At 72.7% G+C, this 24636-nt stretch carries 22 protein-coding genes and 2 tRNA genes; 20 read left to right on the forward strand and 4 right to left on the reverse strand.

What is annotated here, in order from left to right:
* Positions 1–101 precede the first annotated feature (101 nt).
* Complete coding sequence (locus WN71_RS02945) at positions 102–1202, reverse strand: M48 family metalloprotease (protein WP_046581811.1); 1101 nt, start codon at positions 1200–1202, stop codon at positions 102–104.
* Between the two features lie 104 nt (positions 1203–1306).
* On the opposite strand from WN71_RS02945, the gene WN71_RS41725 reads away from it, so the two are divergent.
* The 7 genes from WN71_RS41725 to WN71_RS02970 all read left to right on the forward strand — a co-directional run bounded on the left by WN71_RS41725 (position 1307) and on the right by WN71_RS02970 (position 5859).
* Positions 1307–1468: a hypothetical protein gene (locus WN71_RS41725; RefSeq protein ID WP_046581715.1), complete on the forward strand. Its 162-nt coding sequence runs from the start codon at positions 1307–1309 to the stop codon at positions 1466–1468.
* A gap of 153 nt (positions 1469–1621) precedes the next feature.
* Positions 1622–1777, forward strand: a complete 156-nt coding sequence (locus WN71_RS41730; protein WP_046581717.1) for a hypothetical protein — start codon at positions 1622–1624, stop codon at positions 1775–1777.
* 79 nt (positions 1778–1856) lie between these two features.
* Complete coding sequence (nadD, locus tag WN71_RS02950) at positions 1857–2555, forward strand: nicotinate-nucleotide adenylyltransferase (protein ID WP_046581719.1); 699 nt, start codon at positions 1857–1859, stop codon at positions 2553–2555.
* Between the two features lie 17 nt (positions 2556–2572).
* Positions 2573–4450, forward strand: coding sequence for a LytR C-terminal domain-containing protein (locus tag WN71_RS02955; protein WP_046581721.1), 1878 nt, complete (start codon positions 2573–2575; stop codon positions 4448–4450).
* Between the two features lie 104 nt (positions 4451–4554).
* Positions 4555–4998: a ribosome silencing factor gene (gene rsfS, locus WN71_RS02960; RefSeq protein WP_046581722.1), complete on the forward strand. Its 444-nt coding sequence runs from the start codon at positions 4555–4557 to the stop codon at positions 4996–4998.
* Positions 4998–5657: a histidine phosphatase family protein gene (locus tag WN71_RS02965; RefSeq protein WP_046581723.1), complete on the forward strand. Its 660-nt coding sequence runs from the start codon at positions 4998–5000 to the stop codon at positions 5655–5657. The genes rsfS and WN71_RS02965 overlap by 1 nt, the downstream gene beginning before the upstream one ends.
* A 129-nt stretch (positions 5658–5786) precedes the next feature.
* A tRNA-Ala gene (locus tag WN71_RS02970) sits at positions 5787–5859 on the forward strand.
* A gap of 66 nt (positions 5860–5925) precedes the next feature.
* On the opposite strand, the gene WN71_RS02975 is transcribed toward WN71_RS02970, so the two are convergent.
* Positions 5926–6849, reverse strand: a complete 924-nt coding sequence (locus WN71_RS02975) for a helix-turn-helix transcriptional regulator (RefSeq protein WP_046581724.1) — start codon at positions 6847–6849, stop codon at positions 5926–5928.
* Positions 6850–7048: 199 nt separating this feature from the next.
* Between WN71_RS02975 and WN71_RS02980 the strand changes: the two genes are divergently transcribed.
* The 4 genes from WN71_RS02980 to WN71_RS02990 all read left to right on the forward strand — a co-directional run bounded on the left by WN71_RS02980 (position 7049) and on the right by WN71_RS02990 (position 9119).
* On the forward strand, positions 7049–8413 hold the full coding sequence (locus WN71_RS02980) for an MFS transporter (protein WP_240529545.1): 1365 nt from the start codon (positions 7049–7051) through the stop codon (positions 8411–8413).
* Positions 8414–8482: 69 nt separating this feature from the next.
* On the forward strand, positions 8483–8656 hold the full coding sequence (locus tag WN71_RS40665) for a hypothetical protein (RefSeq protein WP_107469550.1): 174 nt from the start codon (positions 8483–8485) through the stop codon (positions 8654–8656).
* Between the two features lie 3 nt (positions 8657–8659).
* A complete protein-coding gene (locus WN71_RS02985; protein WP_019523121.1) occupies positions 8660–8893 on the forward strand; it encodes a hypothetical protein in 234 nt (77 codons plus the stop codon).
* A gap of 153 nt (positions 8894–9046) precedes the next feature.
* A tRNA-Ala gene (locus WN71_RS02990) sits at positions 9047–9119 on the forward strand.
* A 215-nt stretch (positions 9120–9334) separates the two neighbouring features.
* Here WN71_RS02990 and WN71_RS02995 read toward each other — a convergent pair.
* Together WN71_RS02995 and WN71_RS03000 are read right to left on the reverse strand one after the other, a co-directional pair.
* Positions 9335–10948: an NADH-quinone oxidoreductase subunit NuoF family protein gene (locus WN71_RS02995; RefSeq protein ID WP_046581729.1), complete on the reverse strand. Its 1614-nt coding sequence runs from the start codon at positions 10946–10948 to the stop codon at positions 9335–9337.
* Entirely contained in the window at positions 10945–12171 is a 1227-nt protein-coding gene (locus WN71_RS03000; protein WP_206300000.1) for a chromosomal replication initiator protein DnaA, read from the reverse strand. The genes WN71_RS02995 and WN71_RS03000 overlap by 4 nt, the downstream gene beginning before the upstream one ends.
* Before the next feature lie 435 nt (positions 12172–12606).
* On the opposite strand from WN71_RS03000, the gene leuS reads away from it, so the two are divergent.
* From leuS to holA, 9 genes are all read left to right on the forward strand, one after another.
* Positions 12607–15486: a leucine--tRNA ligase gene (gene leuS, locus WN71_RS03005; RefSeq protein WP_046581732.1), complete on the forward strand. Its 2880-nt coding sequence runs from the start codon at positions 12607–12609 to the stop codon at positions 15484–15486.
* A gap of 209 nt (positions 15487–15695) precedes the next feature.
* A complete protein-coding gene (locus WN71_RS03010; protein ID WP_046581816.1) occupies positions 15696–16400 on the forward strand; it encodes a hypothetical protein in 705 nt (234 codons plus the stop codon).
* A 72-nt stretch (positions 16401–16472) separates the two neighbouring features.
* Positions 16473–17318: a DegV family protein gene (locus WN71_RS03015; RefSeq protein WP_046581733.1), complete on the forward strand. Its 846-nt coding sequence runs from the start codon at positions 16473–16475 to the stop codon at positions 17316–17318.
* 648 nt (positions 17319–17966) lie between these two features.
* A complete protein-coding gene (locus WN71_RS43325) occupies positions 17967–18701 on the forward strand; it encodes a ComEA family DNA-binding protein (protein ID WP_338058671.1) in 735 nt (244 codons plus the stop codon).
* Positions 18698–21295: a ComEC/Rec2 family competence protein gene (locus WN71_RS03025; RefSeq protein ID WP_079177607.1), complete on the forward strand. Its 2598-nt coding sequence runs from the start codon at positions 18698–18700 to the stop codon at positions 21293–21295. Before WN71_RS43325 ends, WN71_RS03025 begins: the two co-directional genes overlap by 4 nt.
* 4 nt (positions 21296–21299) lie before the next feature.
* The gene (locus WN71_RS03030) at positions 21300–22136 is read left to right on the forward strand and encodes an arylamine N-acetyltransferase family protein (RefSeq protein ID WP_046581741.1); all 837 of its coding nucleotides are present in this window, start codon (positions 21300–21302) and stop codon (positions 22134–22136) included.
* Positions 22137–22315: 179 nt separating this feature from the next.
* A complete protein-coding gene (locus WN71_RS03035; protein WP_079177608.1) occupies positions 22316–23194 on the forward strand; it encodes a YceI family protein in 879 nt (292 codons plus the stop codon).
* A 128-nt stretch (positions 23195–23322) separates the two neighbouring features.
* Positions 23323–23568 (forward strand): hypothetical protein, encoded by a 246-nt coding sequence (locus WN71_RS03040; RefSeq protein ID WP_046581742.1) that lies wholly within the window; start codon positions 23323–23325, stop codon positions 23566–23568.
* Between the two features lie 66 nt (positions 23569–23634).
* A complete protein-coding gene (holA, locus tag WN71_RS03045; RefSeq protein WP_206300001.1) occupies positions 23635–24624 on the forward strand; it encodes a DNA polymerase III subunit delta in 990 nt (329 codons plus the stop codon).
* The last annotated feature ends 12 nt before the right edge of the window (positions 24625–24636 follow it).

Here is a 24636-nt window from a genome sequence, read left to right on the forward strand (position 1 = left end):
GGGCCGGCGGGCGCCACCGGGCGGCCGCAATCCGAGGGTGGTGGGCGGCCCGGGGCGGCCCTGGGCCCGCGGGCCGCCGGGGACCCCCGAGCCGCCCCGCCTCACTCGCTCTCGGTCGGCGGCGCGTCGGCCGCCGGAGACGGCGGGCTCGCGAAGCCGGTGAAGCCGCGCTTGACCCGTCCGCCGATGTCCCCGGCCCCGCCCGCCAGATCGCTGACCAGCTTCATCAGCGGGTCCTTGGACGTCTTCACGTCGTCGGCGTAGCTCGCCGCCGACTCGCGGAAGGAGTCGCCGACCGAGGTGTCCTTGTCCTCGCTGCGCCGCGGGTAGTGCCCGTCCATCAGCCGCTGGTGGTCCCGCGACTCCGCCCACTTCTTCAGCTCCGCCGCCCGCACGGTGGTGAACGGATGGCTGCGCGGCAGCAGGTTCAGGATCTTCAGCACGGAGTCGCGCAGATCCCCGCCCGCCTCGTACTCCTCGGCCTGCTTGAGGAAGGCGTCCACGTTCATCTCGTGCAGATGGTTCCCGCCCGCGATCTTCATCAGGCCGCGCATCGACGCCCGCAGGTCCTGGCCGACCAGCAGACCCGCCCGGTCCGCGGAGAGCTCCGACTTGCGGAACCACTCCCGCAGCGCGGTCACGATCGCCATGATCGCCAGGTTGCCCAGCGGGATCCACGCGACCTTCAGGGCGATGTTCGTCAGGAACAGCAGGATCGTCCGGTACACCGCGTGCCCGGACAGCGCGTGGCCCACCTCGTGGCCGACGACCGCGCGCATCTCCTCCTCGTCGAGCAGCTCGACCAGGCCGGTGGTGACCACGATGATCGGCTCGTCCAGGCCGATGCACATCGCGTTCGGCTGCGGGTCCTGCGTGACGTACATCGGCGGGACCTTCTCCAGGTCCAGGATGTAACAGGCGTCCCGCAGCATGTCGTTGAGATGCGAGAACTGCTGGTCGGAGACGCGCACCGAGTCGGAGAGGAACAGCAGCCGCAGACTGCGCTCGGGCAGCAGCCCGCTGAGCGCCTTGAAGACGGTGTCGAAGCCGCTCAGTTTGCGCAGCGCCACGAGGGCGGAGCGGTCGGCCGGGTGCTCGTAGGCCCGCGAGGAGATCCCCGGGAAGCGCCTGCGCTGCCTGCTCGGAACGTGCTCGTGGCCGTTGTGCTCGTGCCCGTTGTGCTCGTGGCCGTCGTCGGACATGTGGTCCCCCATGTGCGGTCTCGATTGCCCAAAGTGCCCCCGAAGCAGGGCCCCAGCCTAGGCGGATATAGCGTGGACGGGCAGTACAGCGAAGGAGTCGCATCATGGAGCACGCCCCCACCGCCGCCCGGCTGGCCGAGGCCGCCGACGCCGCCCAGCAGCAAGGGTCGGGGAATCTTCTCCGCATCGTGCTGATCGTGATGTTCCTGGGCTGCATCCTGACCGCCTGGTTCCTGCTGCGCGGATACAAGCGGAAGGACGACTGAACGGGCCCGTGAGTTCCCCGCGGCCCCCGGCCGGGGCGGCCGGGACCCCGCGCGCCGTCCCCAACGGCGGAGTCGGCGTGATCGTCGCCGAGCCGCCCGCTTACGATGGGCCGACATCTTTATCCCGCCCACACCGGATAGGTCCTGCCGAAGATGAGCTCTCTCAGCACCGTCGCCCAGTTGGCCACCCTCGCCGAGGCCGAAGGCGGCAACCACGACAGCCTCAACCCGCTCGTCACCGGCGGCAGCGCCTTCATCATCCTGCTGCTCCTGCTGTGGATCACCACGCGCTTCAACCGCGACCGCTGAACCGGCCACGGCCTTACGCCGTCGCCCCCGAGGGTCCGTCGGCCGGAGCTCAAAGCACGGGCCGGTAGGGTCTGCACGCATGGGAGAGCAGGACATGCCTACCGGCCCGGCGCATGCCACCGACAGCGGTGCGAGCCGGCGCCCTTCGACCGCGCGGGCCGAAGGCCGTGAGCACGGCCCGGCACGCCCCGGCAAGCGCCGGCTGGGCGTCATGGGCGGAACGTTCGACCCGATCCACCACGGGCACCTCGTGGCGGCCAGCGAGGTCGCCGCGCAGTTCGCCCTGGACGAGGTGGTGTTCGTCCCCACCGGGCAGCCCTGGCAGAAGACCCACCGCGCGGTCTCCCCGGCCGAGGACCGCTATCTGATGACGGTCATCGCGACCGCCGAGAACCCGCAGTTCTCGGTGAGCCGGATCGACATCGACCGCGGCGGCCCCACCTACACGGTGGACACCCTGCGCGACCTCCGGGCCCTCAACCCGGACACCGACCTGTTCTTCATCACCGGTGCCGACGCCCTCGCGCAGATCGTCACCTGGCGCGACACCGAGGAACTGTTCTCACTGGCCCACTTCATCGGGGTGACCCGGCCGGGCCACCATCTCACCGACCCCGGCCTGCCGGAGAGCACCGTCTCCCTGGTCGAGGTCCCCGCCCTCGCCATCTCCTCCACGGACTGCCGTGCGAGAGTCGCCAAGGGCGATCCCATCTGGTACATGGTGCCGGACGGAGTCGTGCGCTACATCGACAAGCGCGAGCTGTACCGCGGCGAGTGAGCCGAGAGGGGCTACCGGTGAACGACCGATACGACGCGGGGTACGGGGGCGACCCGTACGAACTCGTCGGCTACGACGAATACGGCCAGCCGGTCTACCGGCAGGTCCCGTCGCAGCAGGCTCCGCAGCAGACCTACGACCCGTACGCGCAGCAGCAGCCCGGCTACGGCTACGACCCGTACGCCACCGGGCAGCAGCAGCCGGTCCAGCCGTACGACGGCTACGACACCGGCGGGCACCCGGTGGTCCAGCCCGGTTCCGGCTACGACACGGGCGGACACCCGGTGGTCCAGCCCGGCGCGGGCTACGACACCGGCTCGCACCACGTCGTCCAGCCCCGCACCGGCTACGACGGCTACGGCGGCTACGACTCCTACGGCTCGCCGGCGCCCGGCACGGGCCCAGCCCAGGGTTCCGGTTCCGCCGGCTCCGGGGCGGCGCCCGGCCCGGGTGCGGCGCCGGACGGCCGGGGTGGCACCGGTGCCTTCGACGCCTTCGGACGGAGCGCGGCCGCCGGCGGCCGCGCCGCCCAGCCGCGGGTCGCCGAGCAGACCGCCCACATCCCGCAGCAGACCGGCCCGGCGGAGGCGCCCGAGGCCGGCGCCCGCGACGAACGGGACTACGACACCGGGCAGTTCGCCTTCGTGGAGGAACCCGACGGTGACTCCGGGGACGTCATCGACTGGCTGAACTTCACCGAGAACCGCACCGAGCGCCGCGAGGAGGCCAAGCGCCGCGCCCGCAGCCGTCTCATCGCCCTGGTCGTCGTCATGGCCCTGGTCGCGGCCGGCGGCGTCGGCTACCTGTGGTTCGCCGGAAAGCTGCCCGGACTGTCCACGTCGGCCTCCGCCAAGGGCAAGGCGGTGGCGGTCGGCGCCCAGAAGCGCGACGTGATCGTCGTGCACCTGCACAACACGTCCAAGGGCGGCACCTCCACGGCGCTGCTGGTGGACAACACCACCACCAAGCAGGGCACCACCGTCCTCATCCCCAACTCCCTCGCCCTGACGGGTGACGACGGCAGCACCACGACCCTCGCCAAGTCCGTCGACGACGACGGCTCCTCCGGGACCCTCGACCAGCTCGACACCGTCCTCGGCACCAGCATCGAGGGCACCTGGCGGCTGGACACCCCCTACCTGCAGAACCTCGTCGACCTCGTCGGCAACATCGACATCGACACCAACGCCGACGTCCCCGACCCCAGCGCCAAGAAGAAGGGCACGGCCCCGATCGTCCACAAGGGCAAGGACCAGACCCTCAGCGGTCAGGCCGCCGTCGCCTACGCCACCTACCGCGCCTCCGGTGAGGCCCAGAACGCCCAGCTGGAGCGGTTCGGGCAGGTGATGCAGGGAGTGCTGCGCAAGGTGTCCACCGACTCCTCCGCGGCCACCACCACCGTGCAGTCGCTGGCGCAGATCCTCGACCCCTCGCTGACCGACAACGACCTCGGCGCCTTCCTCGCCAAGCTCGCCGACCTCGCCAAGGGCGGCGACTACAAGACCGCGCTGCTGCCGGTCCAGCAGGACGGCACGCTCACCGCCGAGACCAGCGACAGCGTGGTCAAGGACATCCTCGGCGGCGCCGCGAAGAGCCCCGACGAGGACGCGGCGGTCCGCGTCTCGGTGCAGAACGCCAGCGGTGTGAAGGACTACGCCGAGAAGGCCCGCGTGGTCCTCATCAACGGCGGCTTCACCTTCCTCGACGGCGGCACCCCCTCGGCCGCCCGGGCCACGTCGGCGATCACCTACGCGGACGCCTCCGACAAGGAGAACGCCACCGAGGTCGCCAAGACCCTCGGCCTGCCGACCAGCTCCGTGACGAAGGGCACAGTCGGCTCCAACGCCGACGTCTCGGTGATCCTCGGCCAGGACTACAAGCCGTCGTCCTCCTGATCCGGCGCCCGGGGCACCCCACGTGACCGCAGAATTCACGTGGGGTGCCCTCGGCCGTCCGTGAGACCCTTGAGGTCTAGTGACCGCCGACGGAAAGCCACCTTGTGACCGCCACCGACCGCTCCATCGAGCTCATCCAGACCGCCGCACAGGCGGCCGCCGACAAGCTCGCGCACGACATCATCGCCTACGACGTCAGTGACGTTCTGTCGATCACGGACGCCTTCCTGCTGGCCTCCGCGCCCAACGACCGCCAGGTCAAGTCGATCGTCGACGAGATCGAGGAGCGGCTCCAGAAGGAGCTCGGCGCCAAGCCGGTGCGCCGTGAGGGCGACCGCGAGGCCCGCTGGGTGCTGCTCGACTACGTCGACATCGTCGTGCACGTCCAGCACAGCGACGAGCGCGTCTTCTACGCCCTCGAGCGGCTCTGGAAGGACTGCCCCGAGCTGGACCTGCCCGCCGACGCCAAGGCCACCCGCGGCAAGGGTGAGGAGCACGCCAAGCTCCGCGCCGCCGAGGAGGCCGCGGACGTGGCCGGGGAGTGGTGATGAGCGCCGCCGGGGACCGACAGGGACGGGGGCGGCGCATCATCCTGTGGCGTCACGGCCAGACCTCCTGGAACGTGGAGCGCCGCTTCCAGGGCTCCACCGACGTCGAGCTCACCGAGGCGGGCCTGGCCCAGGCCCGCCGGGCGGCCCGGCTGCTCGCCTCCCTCAAGCCCGACGCGATCGTCGCCTCCGACCTGAGGCGGGCGGCGGACACCGCGGCCGAGCTCGCCGCGCTGACCGGCCTGGAGGTCACCCACGACGAGGGCCTGCGCGAGACCTACGCGGGCGTCTGGCAGGGCCTGACGCACGAGGAGATCATCGCCCGCCACGGCGAGGAGTACGCCGCGTGGAAGCGCGGTGAGCCGGTGCGCCGCGGCGGCGGCGAGCTGGAGACCGAGGTGGCCGACCGCGCCGCCCCCGTCGTGCTGCGGCACGCCGAGAAGCTGCCCGAGGACGGCACGCTGGTGGTGGTCAGCCACGGCGGGACCATCCGCACCACCATCGGGCGCCTGCTCGCCCTGGAGGCCCACCACTGGGAGAGCCTCGGCGGCCTGTCCAACTGCTGCTGGTCGGTGCTCGGAGCGGGCGCCCGCGGCTGGCGCCTTCTCGAGCACAACGCCGGCACCCTTCCGGAGCCGGTCCTCGGCGACGACGACTGAGACGACGAGCGGGCCTGCGGCCGGCCCAGGGGCCCGGATTTCACTTTCCGGCAGGTCGCAGGCTAAAGTTCTTCTTGTTCGCCCCGCCGAGCGGAGCGAAACACCAAGCGGCCACGTCGCCTGGAACAAGGGGCTATAGCTCAGTTGGTAGAGCGCCTGCATGGCATGCAGGAGGTCAGGAGTTCAATTCTCCTTAGCTCCACAGATCGACACTCTTGAGATCATCACTCTGGAGTTGTCAAAGATCGGTGATGAAGATCCCGTCCCCTCAGGGGGCGGGATTTTTCTTTGTCCAGTTACGGATGATCTCCGCGGCCTCCTCCGTCGCCGGCCACAGCCGTTCCCGGCGCTCCCTCAGCAGTGCGACCTTCTCCCGCGCCTCCTCGCTCTCCGGTGTGTAGACCACGATGCGGCACTCCGGCATTCCGTCGATGGACAGCGACAGCGACGTCATCCGCAGTTCGCCCACCGCCGGGTGACGGAACGTCTTCACCCGGGGCCCCGGTGGCACGACCTGACGGCTCGCCCAGATCTCCGTGAAGCGCGGGCTCGCCGCCGACAGCCGGCGTATGAAGTCCTCCCAGACCGGCTCGCCCACATGGCGGCCGTACCAGGACCGCAGCGTCGCCACCATCAACGGCAGTTCACGCTCCCGGTGGACCACGGGGCAGGAGTCCTCCGGCACCATGAACAGCGCCCACAGCACGTTCGGCACGGCCACCCTGACCGTCTCCGGGACCAGGAACAGGTCGCGGTAGACCGGATTGGTCGCCAGGATGTCGTAGCGCGAGTTGTAGACCGCCGCGGGACGCGGGTCGAGGGCGTCGATGAGCCCCTGCGTCTCCGGCCCGATCGTCTGCACCGGCCGCTCGGGGTCCGGCTCGAAGGGCACCTCCGCCAGCCGGTACAGATGCTCGCGCTCCGGGCGGTCCAGCCGCAGCGTGCGCGCCACCGCGTCCAGGACCTGCGGCGAGGCGTTGATCGGACGGCCCTGCTCCAGCCACGTGTACCAGGTCACCCCCACCCCCGACAGCTGGGCGACCTCCTCGCGGCGCAGCCCCGGCGTGCGCCTCCGCAGCCCCGGCGCCATCCCCACGTCCGCCGGGGTCACCCGGGCCCGCCTGCTGCGCAGGAAGGCGGCCAGCTCGGGCCTGCGGCGCTGTCCTGTCGTCACGGTCGTCACACCCCCCATCGTCGGCGCCCCGAGCCCGCCCTGCCAGGTGCTGGCAGTACCAGCATCGAGGGGCTCTCGGCGCCCGTATCCCCACGCCGCCAGGCTCGGTCGCATGACGACGACATCCCACACCGGACCGGGCTCGACGCCCCGTCCACGTCCTGCGGCCAGTAGAGCACCCGCCACCGACAACCGGTCCCGGCCGATCCTCGCGGTCGTGCTCACGGCCCAGTTCATGGCCGTGCTCGACGTGTTCATCGCCAACGTCGCCGCCCCCACCATCGGCAGCGCGCTGCACGCGTCCGGCGCCGATCTCCAGCTCGTGATCGCCGGCTACACCGTCTCCTACTCCGTCCTGCTCATCACCGGCGCGCGCCTCGGCGACCGGATCGGGCACGGCCGGGCCCATCTCGCCGGACTCGCCCTGTTCACCGTGGCCTCGCTCGCCTGCGGCCTGGCGCAGGGCGCGACCGAGCTGATCGTCTTCCGGCTGGTCCAGGGCGCCGGCTCGGCGCTGATGATCCCGCAGGTGCTGAGCCTCATCCAGCGCAGTTTCACCGGCGAGGCCCGGGCCCGGGCGATCGGCGCCTACTCGGCGGTCCTCGCCGTCGGCGCGGCGGCCGGGCAGGTCGTCGGCGGCGTCCTCGTCAGCGCCGACCTGCTCGGCACCGGCTGGCGGCCGGTGTTCCTCGTCAATGTGCCGGTGGGCGTCGTACTGCTCGCCGTGGGGGCGCGCGTGCTGCCGCGGGGCGGCGCACGGGAGCCGGAACAGGCGCGCGCCCTCGACCTGCCGGGCCTCGTGCTGCTGGGCGCCGCCGTCTCCCTGTTCACCGTTCCGCTGGTGCTGGGGCAGGAGGAGGGCTGGCCGCTGTGGGCCTGGCTGTCGCTCGCCGCGGCCGCCGTCCTGTTCGCCGTGTTCACCGGCCACGAGTCCCGGCTGGCCCGCCGCGGCGGCGCCCCGCTGATCGCGCCCCGGGTGCTGCGTCACCCCGGCATGGGCCTCGCGGTGCTGCGCATCCTCGCCGTCATGGCGGTGAACGCGGGCTTCCTGTTCGCGCTGACCCTCCATCTCCAGGGCGGGCTCGGCTACAGCGCGCTGCGCGCCGGGCTCACCTTCGCGCCGACCGCGGCGGTCTTCGGCGCGGTGGGCCTGACCTGGCGGAAGTGGCCGATCGCGGTACAGCGGCTGCTCGCGCCCGCCGGGTTCGTGCTGACCGCGGTGGCCGTCGCGGGGGTGGGGCTGGCGCTGCGGGGCGGCGGCAGCGGCGGCGCTTGGCTCCACGTCGCCTTCGTCGCGGCCGGCGCGGGCATCGGGCTGGCCTTCAGCCCGACGCTGACGGGCGCGCTGGCGGGCGTACGGCCCGAGGACGCGGCGGACGCCAGCGGGCTGCTGGCGACGGTCACCCAGCTCGGACAGCTGACCGGAGTCGCGGCATTCGGCACACTGTTCCTGAACCGGCTTGAGTCACTTGGGGCCCGAGAGGCGTATACCTCAGCGGAAGCGCTTCTCACATGCATGTTCGCGCTGGCCGCGACGGCCGCCCTCGGCGCAGTGTCCGGACTGGTACTCAGGCGTCGCTGACCGTCTCGGTCCTGCCGTGGCAGAATCAAACGGCCGGAAGGGGGCGCGGCCCGACGGGAGGGAGTAGCGATGCCTGCGAGCATCCTCGAGGAGGTCGGCCACCTCCTCGAAGCAGCGGTGACACGGGACACGGCCACCCGGCTCAGCTGCCCTTCCTGCGGTTCGGCCCACGTGGCCCAGGTGCTCGGGGACAACGGCGGGATCTCTTTCGTGTGCACGGCCTGCGGCCACAGCTGGAGCTGATAGATGGGTGCACACAGGCGGAAGTGCGACTGGTGCGGCAGCGGCACGCCCATCGTCCGCGACATGGAGCCGCTCAACCCCGACTACCAGTACTGGTGCGAGGAATGTGCGCGGGCGCTGATCATAAAAGGCGACCCCATCGAGACGTACCGCGAACTCGAGGGGGAACCGATCTACGGCCGGCTCCTGGAGGAGCACTGCACCCTCAAGCGGTTCTACTCGTTCGTGACGGCTTGACGCCGTGAAGGACCGGCCGGGCTCGGCCGTCTGACGTGGGACGGAGCCCGGCGGGCCCGCTGCGGACCGGCCCCGCGAAACGATTTGGTGTTTCACCCGGTGGACCGTGTAATGTTGGCGTCGCCGCCGGGGAAACCCGGAAGGACGGCACAAGGGGCTATAGCTCAGTTGGTAGAGCGCCTGCATGGCATGCAGGAGGTCAGGAGTTCAATTCTCCTTAGCTCCACAGCAAGTGAGGGCGGGTCATCCGAATCGGATGACCCGCCCTTTCGCATGTCCTACCGCAGATGCCGCGACCGCAGATGCCGCGACCCTCGCGCGCGAGGCCGTACGACCGCAGGGGCGGGTGTGAGCCGTCCGACACGACGGCGGGCCACCCCCGACGAGGGTGGCCCGCCCTTATGACGAGTGCCGGGCCGGCGGCCGAGCGCCGCCGCCGGGTCAGCGGCCGAGCGCGCGCCGCCCGCGGCCCTGCGAGAGCACCGGCAGGTTGCGGGCCGGGGCCCGGTCCCGCGAGGTCTCCTCCTCGAGGCGCAGGGCGAGGGCCGGGCAGCGGCGCACGGCGCGCAGCGCCTTCGCCTCCGCGTACTGGGGCACCTTCGCCTGTGCGACGGTCGGGAAGCCGTCGGCGCCGAGCTGGAAGACCTCCGGGAGGATGTCGGCGCACAGGCCGTGGCCCCGGCACAGCGTCCAGTCGACGTAGATCTTCTGGCGGCTGCCGCCCTCCTCCTCGGGCTCCGCGCCGCCGGGGAGGCCCGTGGGCATCCTGCCGCCCTCGAAGAGCGGCAGAACGCCCTCCACGGGCCGTCCGCAGCCGTTTCCGAGGACGTGGGCGGCGAGGTCGTCGGTGAACGCCTTGATGGTCGACTCCAGGAACATCGCGGAGCCGTCCGGGTGGGAGCACGCGCCGCGCCGCTTGACGTTCTTGGCGACCTGCTTGAGGGCCTCCAGGGCGGCCGGGCCGCCGCCGTTGATGATGTCCTCCAGGCCGCGCGCGGCGGCCGGCAGGCCGAGGTAGCAGGGGCCGCACTGGCCCGCGCTCTCCTCGGCCAGCCACTGCGCCACCCGCAGGGACTCGCCCAGCGGGCAGGTGTTCTGGCTGATGGGAAGGATGGCGCCGGCGCCGAGCGCGCCGCCCACCGCGTCCAGCGAGTTACGGGAGACGATCGCCTCGTTGACGGTCGCCGCGTCGATCCACTTGCCGTGGTATCCGCCGGTGAGCACGCCCTGCGGGACCGGCGGGGCGCCGGCCAGCTGCAGCACGTAGCGCAGCGGCACGCCCGTCGGCACCTCGATCACCATGGGGCGCGCGACCGCGCCCGAGACGGTGAGCATGACGGTGCCCGGCTCGTCGTACAGGCCGGTGTTGCCGTAGCGCTCGGGGCCGATGCGGGCGGCGATCGCCAGCTGCGCGAACGTCTCGGCGTTCGACAGCAGGGTCGGCGCGCCGCCCACGCCGTTCTGCGAGGCGCTGACCTTGCGGCCCGGCGGGATCGCCGGGCCGCCGTCGACGGACCTGATCAGCGACGCGGCGGCGCCGGTGACCATGCGCACGGGGTTGCGCTGCACAAAGGCGCGCAACGCCGAGCGCCGGGTGTTGCCGAGGCCGCGCTCGGCGAGCGCGGCCTCCATGGAGCGCTGGGTCGACTCACGGGTGACCCCGATCACGAGCGTCCGGGCACCCATGGCCTCGGCGCACAGCAGCGCGCCGTCCAGGATGAGGTGCGGGGCACGGTTGATGAGCACCGTGTCCTTGCGGCAGGCCGGTTCGTCCTCGCTTCCGTTGACGACGACGACCGGCCGCACGCCGCGCTTGATCGCCGCTTCGGCGACCGAGCGCAGCTTCTTGTGGAAGGGGAAGCCCGCGCCGCCGCGGCCCTTCAGGTTGATGGCTTCGGAGAGCTGCGCGAGCTGCTCTCCGCCCATCGGTTCGAGCGGCCCGTGCACCTTGAGGTGCATGGGCAGATCGAGTCGTTCGACAAGGTCGAAGCCCGACGTGAGCTGGGGAAGACCGACCACGCGGACTTCTGGGACGTCGGGCAGGGCCTCGTTCACCTATAGCCTCCGGAAGGCATGTTCCAAGGTTCGCCCGATCCCGGTGCGTCGTAGGACTCACCGGGCTTTGGTGCATTGGCGGGACCGCTGTTGTACGTGTCGTTGGGGTTGTACGTGCCGTAGGCCTGATTCGACTCAGCGGTGTTGTACGCATCACTTCCGCGGTACCCGCCGGCGCCCGGATTGCCATAGGGCGGGATGTTGAATCCCGTGTCCTGGAGCGGGTCGTACGCCGAGGGCGGGGCCTCGCCGACCGGCGGCGGGGACGGGATCGGCCAGCTGCCCGTGGAGCCGCCCGCGGGCTGCGGGGAGGGCCCTGCCGTCCGGTAGGCCGCCGCGAAGCCGTTCGCGGGCTCCTGGCGGCCGGTGGGGGCGTCGTAGCGCGGCTGGGACGGCACGCGCGGCTGGGCACCGGTCTCGCCGCGCGGCGAACCGGCACCGCGACGGCCCTCGTAGCCGGGCAGTCCGGAGCTGCCCGAGACGGACTCGCCGGCCCGGGCCCGGCTCGCGTCGAGGTCGTCGAGGATCGCCCGCTCGTCGTTGCCGAGGAAGGCCATGAGGCGGTCGGCGACCTTGCGCTTGAAGGGGCGCGGGGCCGCGCGCAGGGCCAGCATCGCGGCCACGGCGACCAGGCAGAGCTCGTACGAGACCATGAAGAACGTCTTCGCCGCGCGGCCCGCGAACAGGCCGTGGATCAGCGCGGCGCACCAGGCCGGGTAGGCCAGCATGTGCATCGCGCGCCAGCGCGCCGCGACGGGCGCCGGGGAGGCGAACTGGTTGCGCAGCGCGCCGGTGACGCCGACGAAGATCATCAGCAGGCCGGCCAGCGAGCCGAGGCCGATGAGCCCGCCGCTGCCGCTGACGCCCAGGCTGAACGGGATCAGGGCGGCGATCAGGACGGTGTGGCCGAGGGCCAGCTTGATGGTGATGTGCACCAGCAGGAAGGCGATCGAGGCGACGGCGGTCACCCGGTGGATGCCCTGGGCCACGATGCGCTGGCGGATGTTCAGGATGATCCGGTCCTGGGCGACCAGGCCCCAGATCACCGAACAGGTCAGGCAGACGAGCGACAGGACGCCGGCGCCGAAGTTCAGGAAGTCCTGGAGCCAGCCGCCTCCGTTGAGGACGATCACGGGTATGAGGAGCAGGACGACAGCGGTCGCCACCCCATAGGCCGAGCGGCCGGGTTTGGGGAGCGAGCTGTTACTGCGACGAGGGTTCATGGGGGCAACTCCGAGCGGTTCGGGAAAGCGGTCCCGCCGCAGAACTCTAAGTGGCACCTAACTGGGCAGTAAGCCATTTGAGTTATTGCGTTGTTATCAAAGGGTTGCAGGGGGCCAGTGTTGTCCCCTTAGGGGTCGTTACGCCGGGTAATGATTGAACTTCGTTCAACTTTTCTCAATCTTCACAAGCGGTTGCCATGCCTCTGCGGGATGACGCGAACACCGTCGCGGCCCGCTCGGCGGCTGGGGTACCCTGACGCCATGCGTGCCGTACGCCTTCTGCTTAGCGAGCCGCGCTGATCAGTCCCGACCACCGGGTGCCGCGAGTGCCTCGAGTGGCCGGAATCGGCGCGGCGTCCCCTCCTGTGCGAGGGGATTTTTCGTTTCCGGATGTCGCGACCGCTGGCAGAGACGATCGATGGAGCTTTGAGGATCATGAGCGAGACGAACCCCGCTGCCGCCGAGGTGGCAGCGCCGCACCGCTACACGGCCGCCATGGCGGCCGACATCGAGGCACGCTGGCAGGACTTCTGGGACGCCGAGGGCACCTACGCGGCGCCGAACCCGAAGGGCGACCTGGCCGGTGACGCCGCCCTGGTGGCCAAGCCCAAGAAGTTCATCATGGACATGTTCCCGTACCCCTCCGGTGCGGGCCTGCACGTCGGCCACCCGCTGGGCTACATCGCCACCGACGTCTTCGCGCGCTTCCAGCGCATGACCGGCCACAACGTGCTGCACACGCTGGGCTTCGACGCCTTCGGCCTGCCCGCCGAGCAGTATGCCGTGCAGACCGGCACGCACCCGCGCGTGTCGACCGAGGCCAACATCCGCAACATGACGGCGCAGCTGCGCCGGCTGGGCCTGGGCCACGACAAGCGCCGGTCGTTCGCGACGATCGACCCGGACTACTACAAGTGGACCCAGTGGATCTTCGTCCAGATCTTCAACTCCTGGTACGACGACGAGGCGAAGAAGGCCCGCCCGATCTCCGAGCTGGTCGCCCAGTTCGAGTCCGGTGACCGCGCGGCCGTGGGTCCCGACGGCACCACGCGCGCGTGGAACGAGCTGACCGCCGCCGAGCGCGCCGACGTCCTGAGCGAGTTCCGGCTGGCCTACGCCTCCGAGTCCCCGGTCAACTGGTGCCCCGGCCTGGGCACCGTGCTGGCCAACGAGGAGGTCACCGCCGACGGCCGCTCCGAGCGTGGCAACTTCCCGGTCTTCAAGGCCAAGCTGCGCCAGTGGAACATGCGCATCACCGCGTACGCCGACCGGCTGCTGGACGACCTGGAGGAGCTGGACTGGCCCGAGGCCATCAAGCTGCAGCAGCGCAACTGGATCGGCCGCTCCGAGGGCGCCCGCGTCGACTTCCCGATCGACGGCGAGCACATCACCATCTTCACCACGCGCCAGGACACCCTGTTCGGCGCGACCTACATGGTGCTGGCCCCCGAGCACCCGCTGGTCGAGAAGTTCACCCCCGAGGCCTGGCCGGAGGGCACCCACGAGGTGTGGACCGGCGGCCACGCCACGCCCGCGGAGGCCGTCGCCGCCTACCGCGCGCAGGCCGCCTCGAAGTCCGACGTCGAGCGCCAGGCCGAGGCCAAGGACAAGACCGGTGTCTTCACCGGCGCGTTCGCGACCAACCCGGTCAACGGCGAGCGGATCCCGGTCTTCATCGCCGACTACGTCCTGATGGGCTACGGCACCGGCGCGATCATGGCCGTACCGGCGCACGACGCTCGCGACTTCGCCTTCGCCCGCGCCTTCGAGCTGCCCATCCGCTGCGTGGTCACCCCGACCGACGGCCGCGGCACCGACCCGGCCGCCTGGGACGACGCGTTCGTGTCGTACGACGCCGAACTGGTCAACTCCGCGGGCGAGGAGGTCTCCCTGGACGGCCTGGGCGTCGTCGAGGGCAAGGCCCGCATGACCGAGTGGCTGGCCCGTAGGGGCATCGGCGAGGGCACCGTCAACTACCGCCTGCGCGACTGGCTGTTCAGCCGCCAGCGCTACTGGGGCGAGCCCTTCCCGATCGTCTACGACGAGGACGGCGTCGCGCACTCGCTGCCCGAGTCGATGCTGCCCCTGGAGCTGCCGGAGGTCGAGGACTACTCGCCGCGCACCTTCGACCCGGACGACGCCGACACCCAGCCCGAGACGCCGCTGTCGCGCAACGAGGAATGGGTCGACGTCACCCTGGACCTGGGCGACGGACCGAAGAAGTACCGCCGCGAGACCAACACCATGCCCAACTGGGCCGGTTCCTGCTGGTACGAGCTGCGCTACCTGGACCCGCACAACGACCGCGAGCTGGTCGACCCCGAGATCGAGCAGTACTGGATGGGCCCGCGCGAGGGCCAGCCGCACGGCGGCGTCGACCTGTACGTCGGCGGCGCCGAGCACGCCGTGCTGCACCTGCTGTACGCCCGCTTCTGGTCCAAGGTGCTGTTCGACCTGGGGCACGTCTCCTCCGCGGAGCCGTTCCACAAGCTGTTCAACCAGGGCATGATCCAGGCCTACGTCTACCGCGACAGCCGCGGCATCGCGGTGCCGGCCGCCGAGGTCGAGGAGCGCGACGACGCCTACTGGTTCGGCGGCGAGAAGGTCAGCCGCCTGCTGGGCAAGATGGGCAAGTCCCTGAAGAACGCCGTCACCCCGGACGAGATCTGCGCCGAGTACGGCGCCGACACCCTGCGCCTGTACGAGATGGCCATGGGTCCCCTGGACGTCTCCCGGCCGTGGGACACGCGCGCGGTCGTCGGCCAGTTCCGGCTGCTGCAGCGGCTGTGGCGCAACGTCGTCGACGAGGCGACCGGCGCCACCACCGTCGTCGACACCGAGCCCGACGAGGCGACGCTGCGCGCCCTGCACAAGGCGATCGACGGCGTGCGCCAGGACCTGGAGGGCCTGCGCTTCAACACCGCCATCGCCAAGATCACCGAGCTGAACAACCACCTGACCAAGGCCGGCGGTTCGCTGTCGCGCTCCGTCGCCGAGCCGCTGGTGCTGCTGATCGCGCCGCTGGCCCCGCACATCGCCGAGGAGCTGTGGCGCCGGCTGGGCCACGGCGACACGGTCGTCCACCAGGACCTGCCGGTTGCGGACCCGCGCTACGTCGTCGACGAGAGCGTGACCTGCGTCGTGCAGATCAAGGGCAAGGTCAAGGCCCGTCTGGAGGTGCCCCCGGCCATCTCCGAGGCGGAGCTGGAGAAGGTCGCTCTGGCCGACGAGAAGGTCGTCGCCGCGCTGGACGGAGCGGCCGTGCGCAAGGTGATCGTGCGGGCGCCGAAGCTGGTCAACATCGTCACGGGCTGACCGGGATGCCGGGCTGCTGTCTTTGCCCGGTGCTTCCGGCAGGTGTTTTCGGCAGGTGTTCCCGGCCGGTTTTTTCGGGCCGGGACGGGCTGTCTAGGGGGAGTCCCCTACGGGCAGGTTCGGGGTTGTGACGGAACCCCGGGCCTGCCCGGTGCGTTTACCGTGGAAGGGCGGCACGGCGTGTGCCGCGGCGGCCGGAGGAGGAACTCGTGGAAGCAGTGATCGCAGTCTTCGCACTGCTCTTCGTGCTCTTCGTCTCCCTCGGCGTCTTCGCGGCCGTCAAGGCGGTGGGTGCCGCCAAGCGCGGCGTGGACCGCACGATCACGCAGGCGCGCCGCACCGTCGAGGAACACACCCTGCGCGCCAAGTCCTTCGCCCAGCCCGGCCCCGCGGGGGAACTGGCCCAGCTGCGGCTGGCGCTGCGCACCTCCATGCGCGCCACGCAGGACGCGTTGCACGCCGGCGCGACCGAGGACGAGTCCCTCCAGGAGTCCCTCCGCCTCTTCGAACGGCTCAGCGCGCACGGCCACGAGCTGGACGGCGAGCTGAAGCGCCTGGAGTCCGAGCCGGACCGCGGCACCCTCGCCGCACGCCTGCCGAAGCTGCGCGAACGCACCGAGCGGATCACGCAGTCGGCCGACGCGCTGCGCTGGGCCGCCCGCGACCGCGCCCGCCGCTTCGCCGACGACGACCTCGACAGCCTCAGCGCCCAGATAGACGTCGAAGCGGGCGCGCTGCGCCACTGGACGCGCACCGACACCGCGCCGTCCGACCCCTCCGCACCCGCGAACGACCGGATCCCGCCCGAGGCGGCGCGCTCCGCCGAGGAACCCGGCCGGTCCGCCATCACCCCGCCCGGCCGCCGCGCCGCCTACCCTTGGCAGAAGCAGGCCCGCCCGGAGAGCACGACATGATCCGGTCGGTCCCGCCCCGGCCCGCAGGGGCCGGGCTGCCGTCCGGACGCTACGGCAGGTAACCTCCAGCTCATGTCCCGCCATGTCGCGATCGTCACCGATTCAACGGCCTACCTGCCGCAGCGGACGATGGAGCGCCACGGCATCACCGCGGTACCGCTGACCGTCGTCCTCGGCGACGAGGCGCTCGAAGAGGGCACCGAGATCTCCACCCGGGCCCTCGCCCAGGCTTTGCAGAAGCGCCGCCCCGTCACCACCTCGCGGCCCAGTCCCCAGGTCTTCGCGGAGACCTATCGCAGGGTCGCGGAGGCGGGCGCCGACGGCATCGTCTCCCTGCACCTGTCCGCCGAACTCTCCGGCACCTACGACGCCGCCGTGCTCGCGGCGCGCGAGGCGCCGGTGCCGGTGCGGGTGGTGGACACCGGCATGATCGCGATGGCGCTCGGCTTCTGCGCGCTGGCCGCGGCCGAGACCGCGGAGGCGGGCGGCAGTGTCGACGAAGCGGTCACGGCGGCCGAGAAACGGGCCGCGGGCACGTCCGCCTACTTCTACGTCGACACCCTCGACTACCTGCGCCGGGGCGGCCGGATCGGCGCCGCACAGGCCCTGCTCGGCTCCGCGCTCGCCGTGAAGCCGCTGCTCCAGCTCGACGGCGGACGCATCGAGCCGCTGGAGAAGGTGCGGACGGCGTCGAAGGCCATCGCCCGTCTCGAGGAGATCGCGGCCGGGCGCGCGGGCGGCGCGGAGGTCGACATCGCCGTGCACCATCTCGCCGCCCCCGACCGCGCGTCGGCGCTCGCCGACCGGCTGCGCGCCCGGGTGCCGGGACTTGCCGACCTCCATGTCAGCGAGGTCGGCGCGGTGATCGGCGCGCACACCGGGCCCGGTCTGCTGGGGGTCGTGGTCTCGGCACGGTGACGGGCGGCGGCGGCCCGCTCGGCCGTCGGCCTCACCCGTATGAGGGTCGGAGTTATCCACAACGCCGGTGTCCTCCACGGAAATCGACCAAGATCATCGCGATCCGGCGAGATGCCGGATGCTCGCCGCATGGCACTTCGATCTGACGCGGATTCGCGTTCTCCTTCACGTTCTTCCTCCCGCTCGCGTGCGGGCTCGCGCTCACGCACCGTGACCGTGTCGAGCGGGCCGGGCCGCGGCCCGGCTTCGGACGGCCGCGCCCGACACCGGGGCGCCTCCGGCGGGGTCGGCGGGGGCGGGGGTGGTGCGGGCACCGGGGTAGGTGGGCCCCGTGGACCCGGCAGGCCTGGTGGGCTCGGTGGGTTCGGCGGGGGTCGCGGCCGGCGGCGGCCGCCGGCCGACGAACTGCGACGCCGGGCCGAACTCCTCTTCTCCGGGCACGGGGAGGGGCGGCGACCGCCACGCCGCGCTGAGCCGGACGCGTCCGGGATCGGCTTGTCGCCGCCGCGCACCGAGGAACCGTGTCGGACCGAGGCGGACGATCTCTCCCGGTCCGATGCGGGTGCCCCCTTTCGGACCGCGACGAATGACCTCCGCCGGACCGCGGCCGGGGATCCGTACGGTGGCGCGGACGCCGGAGTCGTGCCGGTGGGGGGTGCCGGTCGGCGGGAGCGGATGGTGCTCGCGCTGCGGGAGCGGATGCCGGTGTGGTTGCAGACGCGGTGCGGGGTCGAGCGCAGCAGCGTGGTCGCGCTCGCGGTGGTGCTCGCCCTCGCCGTGCTCCTCGCCGCGCAGTACTTCTGGACGGGACGCGCCCAGCCGGTGCGGGCACCCCAAGTGGTGCGCGCGCAGGCGCCGTTCGCGGGGACCGGCGGCGAGGGTCCCGGTGGTGCGGACGGGACCGGTGCACCGGTCGGCCCCGCCCGGGCCCGGCCCTCGACCTCCGGGGCCGAGGTCGTCGTGGACGTCAGCGGCAAGGTGCGCAGGCCGGGGATCCAGCGCCTGCCGGCCGGGGCGCGGGTCGTGGACGCGTTGCGTGCGGCGGGCGGAGTGCGGCCGGGGACGAGCACCGACGGCCTCAACCGTGCCCGCTTCGTCGTGGACGGCGAGCAGATCGTGGTCGGCGGGCCCGCCCCGGCCGCCGCGGCGGCTCCCGTCCCCGGCTCGGGAGCGGCCGGTACGGGCCCCGTCGCCCCGGTCTCCCTCGGCACCGCGACCGCCGACCAGCTCGACGCGCTGCCCGGGGTGGGACCGGTTCTGGCGCAGCACATCATCGACTACCGCATCCGGCACGGGGGGTTCCGCTCGGTCGACGAACTCCGTCAGGTCATCGGCATCGGGGACCGCAGGTTCGCCGATCTGCGCGGCATGGTGCGGCCATGAGCGAGCAGGGTCCGGGCCGCACCGGACGCGTCGTCGGCGCGCAGGCGCAGGCACCCCTGCCCGGTCCGGCCGCCCTCCGCACCCCTGCCCGGTCCGCTGTGCACAGCGCCTCCGGGACGCGCCTGGGTGCCGCGCACCCCCGGCAGGAGGGGCCCGTGGACCTGCGGCTGGCGGCGCCCGCGCTCGCGGCGTGGGGGACGGCCGCGGTGGCGTTGCACGCCTCGCCGGGCTGGACCGCCGGCATCGCGGCCGGCTGTCTGCTCGCGGCCGTACCGCTGCTGGCGAGACGGCGTCGGGAGGCGGCGCGGACGCGGGCCTCGGCCGCCGGGGTGCTGCTCGCGGTCGCCGCGGCCGCCGCCGCGGCCGGGCTGCACGGGGCGGACCTGCGGCGCGGCCCCGTGCCGGAGCTCGCCGGGCGGTTCGCCACCGTGACCGCGGACGTCGAGATCCGCGGGGACCCCCGCACGGCCCGGCCCCGGATCAGAGGGGATCACGCGGCACCCCCGGCCGTACTGATCGAGGGCGAGGTGCGGCGGGTGCGCGCGGAGGACGGGAAGGAGGCCACGACCAGGACACCCGTGCTGCTGATCGTGGACACCGGAGGGAGAGGGGAGTCGAAGGCCGCCGCCCCCGGTCCGGCGCCGGAGCGGGCCGCTCGCCGGGGCTCCGCGTGGCTCGGACTGCTGCCGACCACCCGGGTGCGGGTGGTGGCCCGGCTGGCGCCCGCCCTGAGCGGGGAGGGCGGGGTCGCGGCGGTGCTGCGGGTGTGGGGCGAGGAGACACCGCGGGTCGTGGGCGGGCCGTCCATGCCGCAGCGGTGGGCGGGGCGGCTGCGGGAGGGGCTGCGGACGGCGACCGAGGCTCTGCCCGGGGACGCGCGGGCGCTGCTGCCCGCCCTGGTCGTAGGGGACACCTCGCGGATCGCCCCGGACCTGGACGAGGCCTTCAGGCACACGGACCTGGCGCACACGCTCGCGGTGTCCGGGAGCAACCTCACCATCCTGCTCGCCCTGCTGATCGGGCCGCCGGGCCTGGCCCAGCACGTGGAGCGGCGGGGGCTCGCCCCGCGCCTCGGCCTCCCGCTGCGGACCACCGGGCTGCTCGGCGGCGTGCTCACCCTCGGCTTCGTCCTGGTGTGCCGCCCGGATCCGAGCGTCCTGCGGGCCGCCGCCTGCGGAGCCGTCGTGCTGCTCGCCCTGGCGACCGGGCGCCGCAGATCGCTGATCCCGGCGCTGGCGGCGGCCGTACTGCTGCTGGTGCTGTGCGACCCGTGGCTGGCGATCAGTTACGGCTTCGTGCTGTCCGTGCTGGCCACCGGCGCGCTGCTGACGCTCGCGCCGCGGTGGAGCGAGGCCCTGCGCCGGCGCCGGGTGCCCCCGCGGCTCGCGGAGGCGCTGGCCGCCGCGGCCGCCGCGCAGGCCCTGTGCGCGCCGGTCGTCGTGCTGTTGTCGGCGCGGGTGAGCCTGGTGGCGGTGCCGTGCAATCTGCTCGCCGAGGCCGCCGTCGCGCCCGCCACGGTGCTCGGATTCGCCGCGCTGGCGGCGGCGCCGGTCGCGATGCCCGTGGCCAAGGTCCTCGCGTGGTGCGCGAGTTGGCCTGCCGCGTGGATCGCGTGGGTCGCCCGGACGGGGGCCGCGCAGCCCGGCGGGGGAGTGGGCTGGCCGGCCGGGTGGACGGGGGCGCTGCTGCTGGCCGCGGTCACGGTGGTCGTGGTGGCGGTGGGCCGGCGGATGCTGCGGCATCCGTGGGCGTGCGCGGTCTGCGGGGTCCTGCTCCTGCTGCTGGTCGTGCAGCCGCCCCCGCTCACCCGCCTGATCACCGGCTGGCCGCCGCCGGGCTGGCGGTACGCGATGTGCGATGTGGGGCAGGGCGACGCGTCGGTGCTGGCGGCGGGGGACGGCACGGGCGTGGTGGTGGACGCGGGGCCGGACCCGGACCTGGCCGACCGCTGCCTGCGCGCGCTCGGCATCACGCGGGTCCCGCTGGTCGTGCTGACCCATTTCCACGCCGACCATGTGGCGGGCCTGCCGGGGGTGCTGCGCGGGCGTTCGGTCGGGGCGATCGAGACGACGGACTTCGAGGAGCCCGCGGACGAGGCCGAGTTCGTACGGCGGGAGGCGGCGCGGCGGCATCTCCCACTCACCCACGCGGTCGCCGGGGAGCGGGGCACGATCGGCGAGCTGTCGTGGGAGGTGCTGTGGCCACAGCGTCCGGGGCCGGTGCCGGACGGGCCCAACGACGCCAGCGTGACGCTGCTCGTGCGGTCGGCGGGGCTGCGGCTGCTGTTGCTGGGCGACCTCGAACCCCCGGCACAGCGGGAACTGCTGGAGTCGCCGCTGTCCGCCGCGCTCGGCCGGGTGGACGTCCTGAAGGTGGCCCATCACGGGTCGGCGTACCAGGACTTCGCGCTGATACGCCGGGTCGCGCCGCGGCTGGCGCTCATCTCGGTGGGGGCGGACAACCCGTACGGGCATCCTGCCGTCGGTACGGTCGCCGCGTTGCGGGCCGGTGGGGCGACGGTGCTGCGGACCGACCGGGACGGGGCGCTGGCCGTCGTGGGCGGGCGCGGAGGGCCGGCGGTCGCGCGAGACTGAGGACATGAACTCCGCACAGGCAGACGCCTACCTCCGCCGTCTGGGCGCCGCGCGCCCCGTCCGCCCCACCTCGGAGGCCCTGCGGGAGCTGCATCTGCGGCACCTGCGCAGCGTGCCGTTCGAGAATCTGTCGGTGCATCTCGGGGAGGAGGTCGTGCTCGACGAGGAGCGGCTGCTGGAGAAGGTGGTGGGCGCGGAGCGCGGCGGGTTCTGCTACGAACTCAACGGTTCCTTCGGGGCGTTGCTCGTGGCACTCGGCTACGACGTCACGTTGTTGGCGGCGCGGGTGCACGGCGCCGAGGGGCGGCTCGGGATCCCGTACGACCATCTCGCGCTGCGGGTGCGGACGGTGGACGGGGGCGACTGGCTGGCCGATGTCGGGTTCGGGACGCACAGCCACTTCCCGCTGGCGTTCGGGGAGCGGGGCGAACAGAAGGACCCCGGCGGGGTGTTCCAGGTGCAGGCGGCGGGACCGGACGCGGCGGGCGCCCGCGGCGGCGCGGCGGGGGACGCGGATCTGGAGGTGCTGCGGGACGGGGAGCCCGCGTACCGGCTGGAGGTGCGGCCGCGGGTGCTGGGGGACTTCGTGGCCGGGGCCTGGTGGCACAGCACCTCGCCCGCCTCGCACTTCACGCGGTCGCTCGTCTGCTCGCGGATCACGCCGGACGGCGGGCGGATCACGTTGAGCGGGCGGAACCTGACGCTGACCGGCCCGGACGGGACGCGGGAGGTGCGTGAAGTGGCGTCGGACGAGGAGGTGTTGGCGCTGTACCGGGAGCGGTTCGGGATCCGGCTGGAGCGGGTGCCGGAGCTGCGCGGCAGCTCGGCGGCGAACGGCTGAAATCCCATCTCCCGCCCCGATCGGGGAACTCGTGGGCGGTACCGGCAGTTGTGTCCTTCCTGTGAAGGGATACCCCGCTTTGCCTCGAAAGCCGCATCGGTGATCGAATGGATCTTCGGTAACGGGTTGATGTCGGCGACGGCGTCGACACCCGACGGCTAGGCGCAGAGGTGTGATGGATGATCGGGCGGCTGTGGAGCAGGCGGAACCGGGCGCAGCGGACGGGCCCCCTCGCGGCGGTGCTGACCCCGCCGTCCGCGGGCGTGCTGAACTGCCGGGTGCTGGACCCGGTCGGCGAGCCGGTGGCGCATGCGGAGCTGACGGTCGTCGACGAGATGGGCCGCACGGTGGTCGGCGGGGGCACGGACCCGTACGGCACCTTCATGGCGACGTTGCCCGCCGGGGAGTACCGGCTCGCGGTGTCGGCCGAGGGGTACGCCCCCTACCGGGCGACGGCGCTGGTCACGGAGGACACGCTCGCCTCGCTGGGTGATGTGCACCTCCAGGTCGCGCATCCGCCGCAGCTGCCCGCGGCGGGCGACTGGGAGGTGGAGCCCACGCACTCCTCGATCGGCTTCACCGCCCGCCACATCGGGCTGGCCCGGATCCACGGGCGGTTCAACTCCTTCGCGGGCGCGGTGCGGATCGCCGACCGGATGGAGGACTCGGCGATGCATGTGGTGATCGACGCGGCCTCCATCGACACGAACGTGCGGATGCGGGACGACCATCTGCGGTCGGCGGACTTCCTCGACGTCCGGCGCTTTCCGACGCTGGAGTTCTACAGCGACCGCTTCTCGTTCCGGGGCGGCAACCGGTGGGCGGTGACCGGCGCGCTGTCGCTGCACGGCGTGACGCGGACGGTGACGCTCGACGCGGAGTACCTCGGTCTGGGCAACGGTATGGAGGGCGAGACGCGGGCGGCCTGCCGGGCCACGACGGAACTGCACCGCGACGACTTCACCGTGAGCTGGCAGACCATGCTCGCGAAGGGGATCGCGGTGGTGGGCCCGAGCATCCGGATCGGCCTGGACGTCCAGATCGTGCCGGCGGGCTGACGTCCAGATCGTGCTGACGGGCCGCCGGGCCGCCGGGCTGACGGGCTGACGCGCCGCCGGGCTGACGGGTTGACGGCCGACCCCTGCCCCCGGGTCGGGCCGTGTGAGCGGTGCCGGAAAATGGTCGGGTGAGCGATGTGAGACATGTGCTGGTGCTGCCCGACCGCGACGCCGCGGAAGAGGCCGCGGAGGCGCTCGGGGAGCGGTTCGGCACCGACGAGGAACCGCGGATCGTCCGCGACGCGCTGGCCGGTGAGGACGACGCCGAGGACGCGCAGTGGCTGATCGTGCTGCGGGACGAGAGCGGCCGGCTCGACGCGGAGGCGCTGGACGCCTTCGCGGGGGAGTGGGACGGCTGGCGCGAGGAGCCCTGACCGACCGGCTCCGGCCCCCTCGCGGACCGGCGCCCGGTGTCAGTGCCCCGTGCGATGCTGTACGCGATGGCCAGGAACACTGCGAACGACGACCTTCTCGCCCCGGTGACGCTCGCCGTGGGCCAGGAGGACCTGCTGCTGGACCGCGCCGTGCGGGAGGTGGTGGCCGCCGCCCGGGCCGCCGACCCCGACACGGACGTGCGCGACCTCACCTCGGACCAGCTCCAGCCCGGCACGCTGGCGGAGCTGACCAGCCCGTCGCTCTTCGCGGAGCGCAAGGTCGTGATCGTGCGCAATGCGCAGGACCTGTCCGCGGACACGATCAAGGACGTGAAGGGGTATCTCTCCGCGCCCGCCGAGGAGATCACGCTCGTGCTGCTGCACGCGGGCGCGGCCAAGGGCAAGGGGTTGCTGGACGCGGCGCGCAAGGCGGGCGCGCGCGAGGTGGCCTGCCCGAAGATGACCAAGCCCGCGGACCGTCTCGCCTTCGTGCGGGGCGAGTTCCGCACGGCCGGACGGTCGGCGACGCCCGAGGCGTGCCAGTCGCTCGTCGACGCGATCGGCAGCGATCTGCGGGAGCTGGCGTCGGCGGTGTCGCAGCTCTGCGCGGACGTGGAGGGCACGATCGACGAGGCCGTCGTCGGGCGGTACTACACGGGCCGCGCGGAGGCGTCCAGCTTCACCGTCGCGGACCGCGCGGTGGAGGGCAGGGCGGCCGAGGCGCTGGAGGCGCTGCGCTGGTCCCTGGCGACCGGGGTCGCCCCGGTGCTGATCACGAGTGCGCTGGCCCAGGGCGTGCGGGCGATCGGCAAGCTGTCGTCGGCGAGGGGCGGCAGGCCCGCGGACCTCGCGCGCGAGCTCGGTATGCCGCCCTGGAAGATCGACCGGGTGCGCCAGCAGATGCGCGGCTGGACGCCGGACGGCGTGTCCGTGGCCCTGCGCGCGGTGGCGGAGGCCGACGCCGGGGTCAAGGGCGGCGGCGAGGATCCCGGGTACGCCCTGGAGAAGGCCGTGGTCACCATCGCCCGCGCGGCCCGCTCCCGCGGCCGGACCTGACCCCGGCCCCCC

Source organism: Streptomyces mangrovisoli (assembly GCF_000974985.2).
GTDB lineage: Bacteria > Actinomycetota > Actinomycetes > Streptomycetales > Streptomycetaceae > Streptomyces > Streptomyces mangrovisoli.

What these genes read in the sequence shown, in the direction of transcription:
- WN71_RS02945 (WP_046581811.1), bottom strand. Translation starts at nt 1,202, where the DNA reads ATGTCCGACGACGGCCACGAGCACAACGGGCACGAGCACAACGGCCAC.
- WN71_RS41725 (WP_046581715.1), top strand. Translation starts at nt 1,307, where the DNA reads ATGGAGCACGCCCCCACCGCCGCCCGGCTGGCCGAGGCCGCCGACGCC.
- WN71_RS41730 (WP_046581717.1), top strand. Translation starts at nt 1,622, where the DNA reads ATGAGCTCTCTCAGCACCGTCGCCCAGTTGGCCACCCTCGCCGAGGCC.
- nadD (WP_046581719.1), top strand. Translation starts at nt 1,857, where the DNA reads ATGGGAGAGCAGGACATGCCTACCGGCCCGGCGCATGCCACCGACAGC.
- WN71_RS02965 (WP_046581723.1), top strand. Translation starts at nt 4,998, where the DNA reads ATGAGCGCCGCCGGGGACCGACAGGGACGGGGGCGGCGCATCATCCTG.
- WN71_RS02975 (WP_046581724.1), bottom strand. Translation starts at nt 6,849, where the DNA reads ATGGGGGGTGTGACGACCGTGACGACAGGACAGCGCCGCAGGCCCGAG.
- WN71_RS40665 (WP_107469550.1), top strand. Translation starts at nt 8,483, where the DNA reads ATGCCTGCGAGCATCCTCGAGGAGGTCGGCCACCTCCTCGAAGCAGCG.
- WN71_RS02985 (WP_019523121.1), top strand. Translation starts at nt 8,660, where the DNA reads ATGGGTGCACACAGGCGGAAGTGCGACTGGTGCGGCAGCGGCACGCCC.
- WN71_RS03000 (WP_206300000.1), bottom strand. Translation starts at nt 12,171, where the DNA reads ATGAACCCTCGTCGCAGTAACAGCTCGCTCCCCAAACCCGGCCGCTCG.
- leuS (WP_046581732.1), top strand. Translation starts at nt 12,607, where the DNA reads ATGAGCGAGACGAACCCCGCTGCCGCCGAGGTGGCAGCGCCGCACCGC.
- WN71_RS03015 (WP_046581733.1), top strand. Translation starts at nt 16,473, where the DNA reads ATGTCCCGCCATGTCGCGATCGTCACCGATTCAACGGCCTACCTGCCG.
- WN71_RS03025 (WP_079177607.1), top strand. Translation starts at nt 18,698, where the DNA reads ATGAGCGAGCAGGGTCCGGGCCGCACCGGACGCGTCGTCGGCGCGCAG.
- WN71_RS03030 (WP_046581741.1), top strand. Translation starts at nt 21,300, where the DNA reads ATGAACTCCGCACAGGCAGACGCCTACCTCCGCCGTCTGGGCGCCGCG.
- WN71_RS03035 (WP_079177608.1), top strand. Translation starts at nt 22,316, where the DNA reads ATGATCGGGCGGCTGTGGAGCAGGCGGAACCGGGCGCAGCGGACGGGC.
- holA (WP_206300001.1), top strand. Translation starts at nt 23,635, where the DNA reads ATGGCCAGGAACACTGCGAACGACGACCTTCTCGCCCCGGTGACGCTC.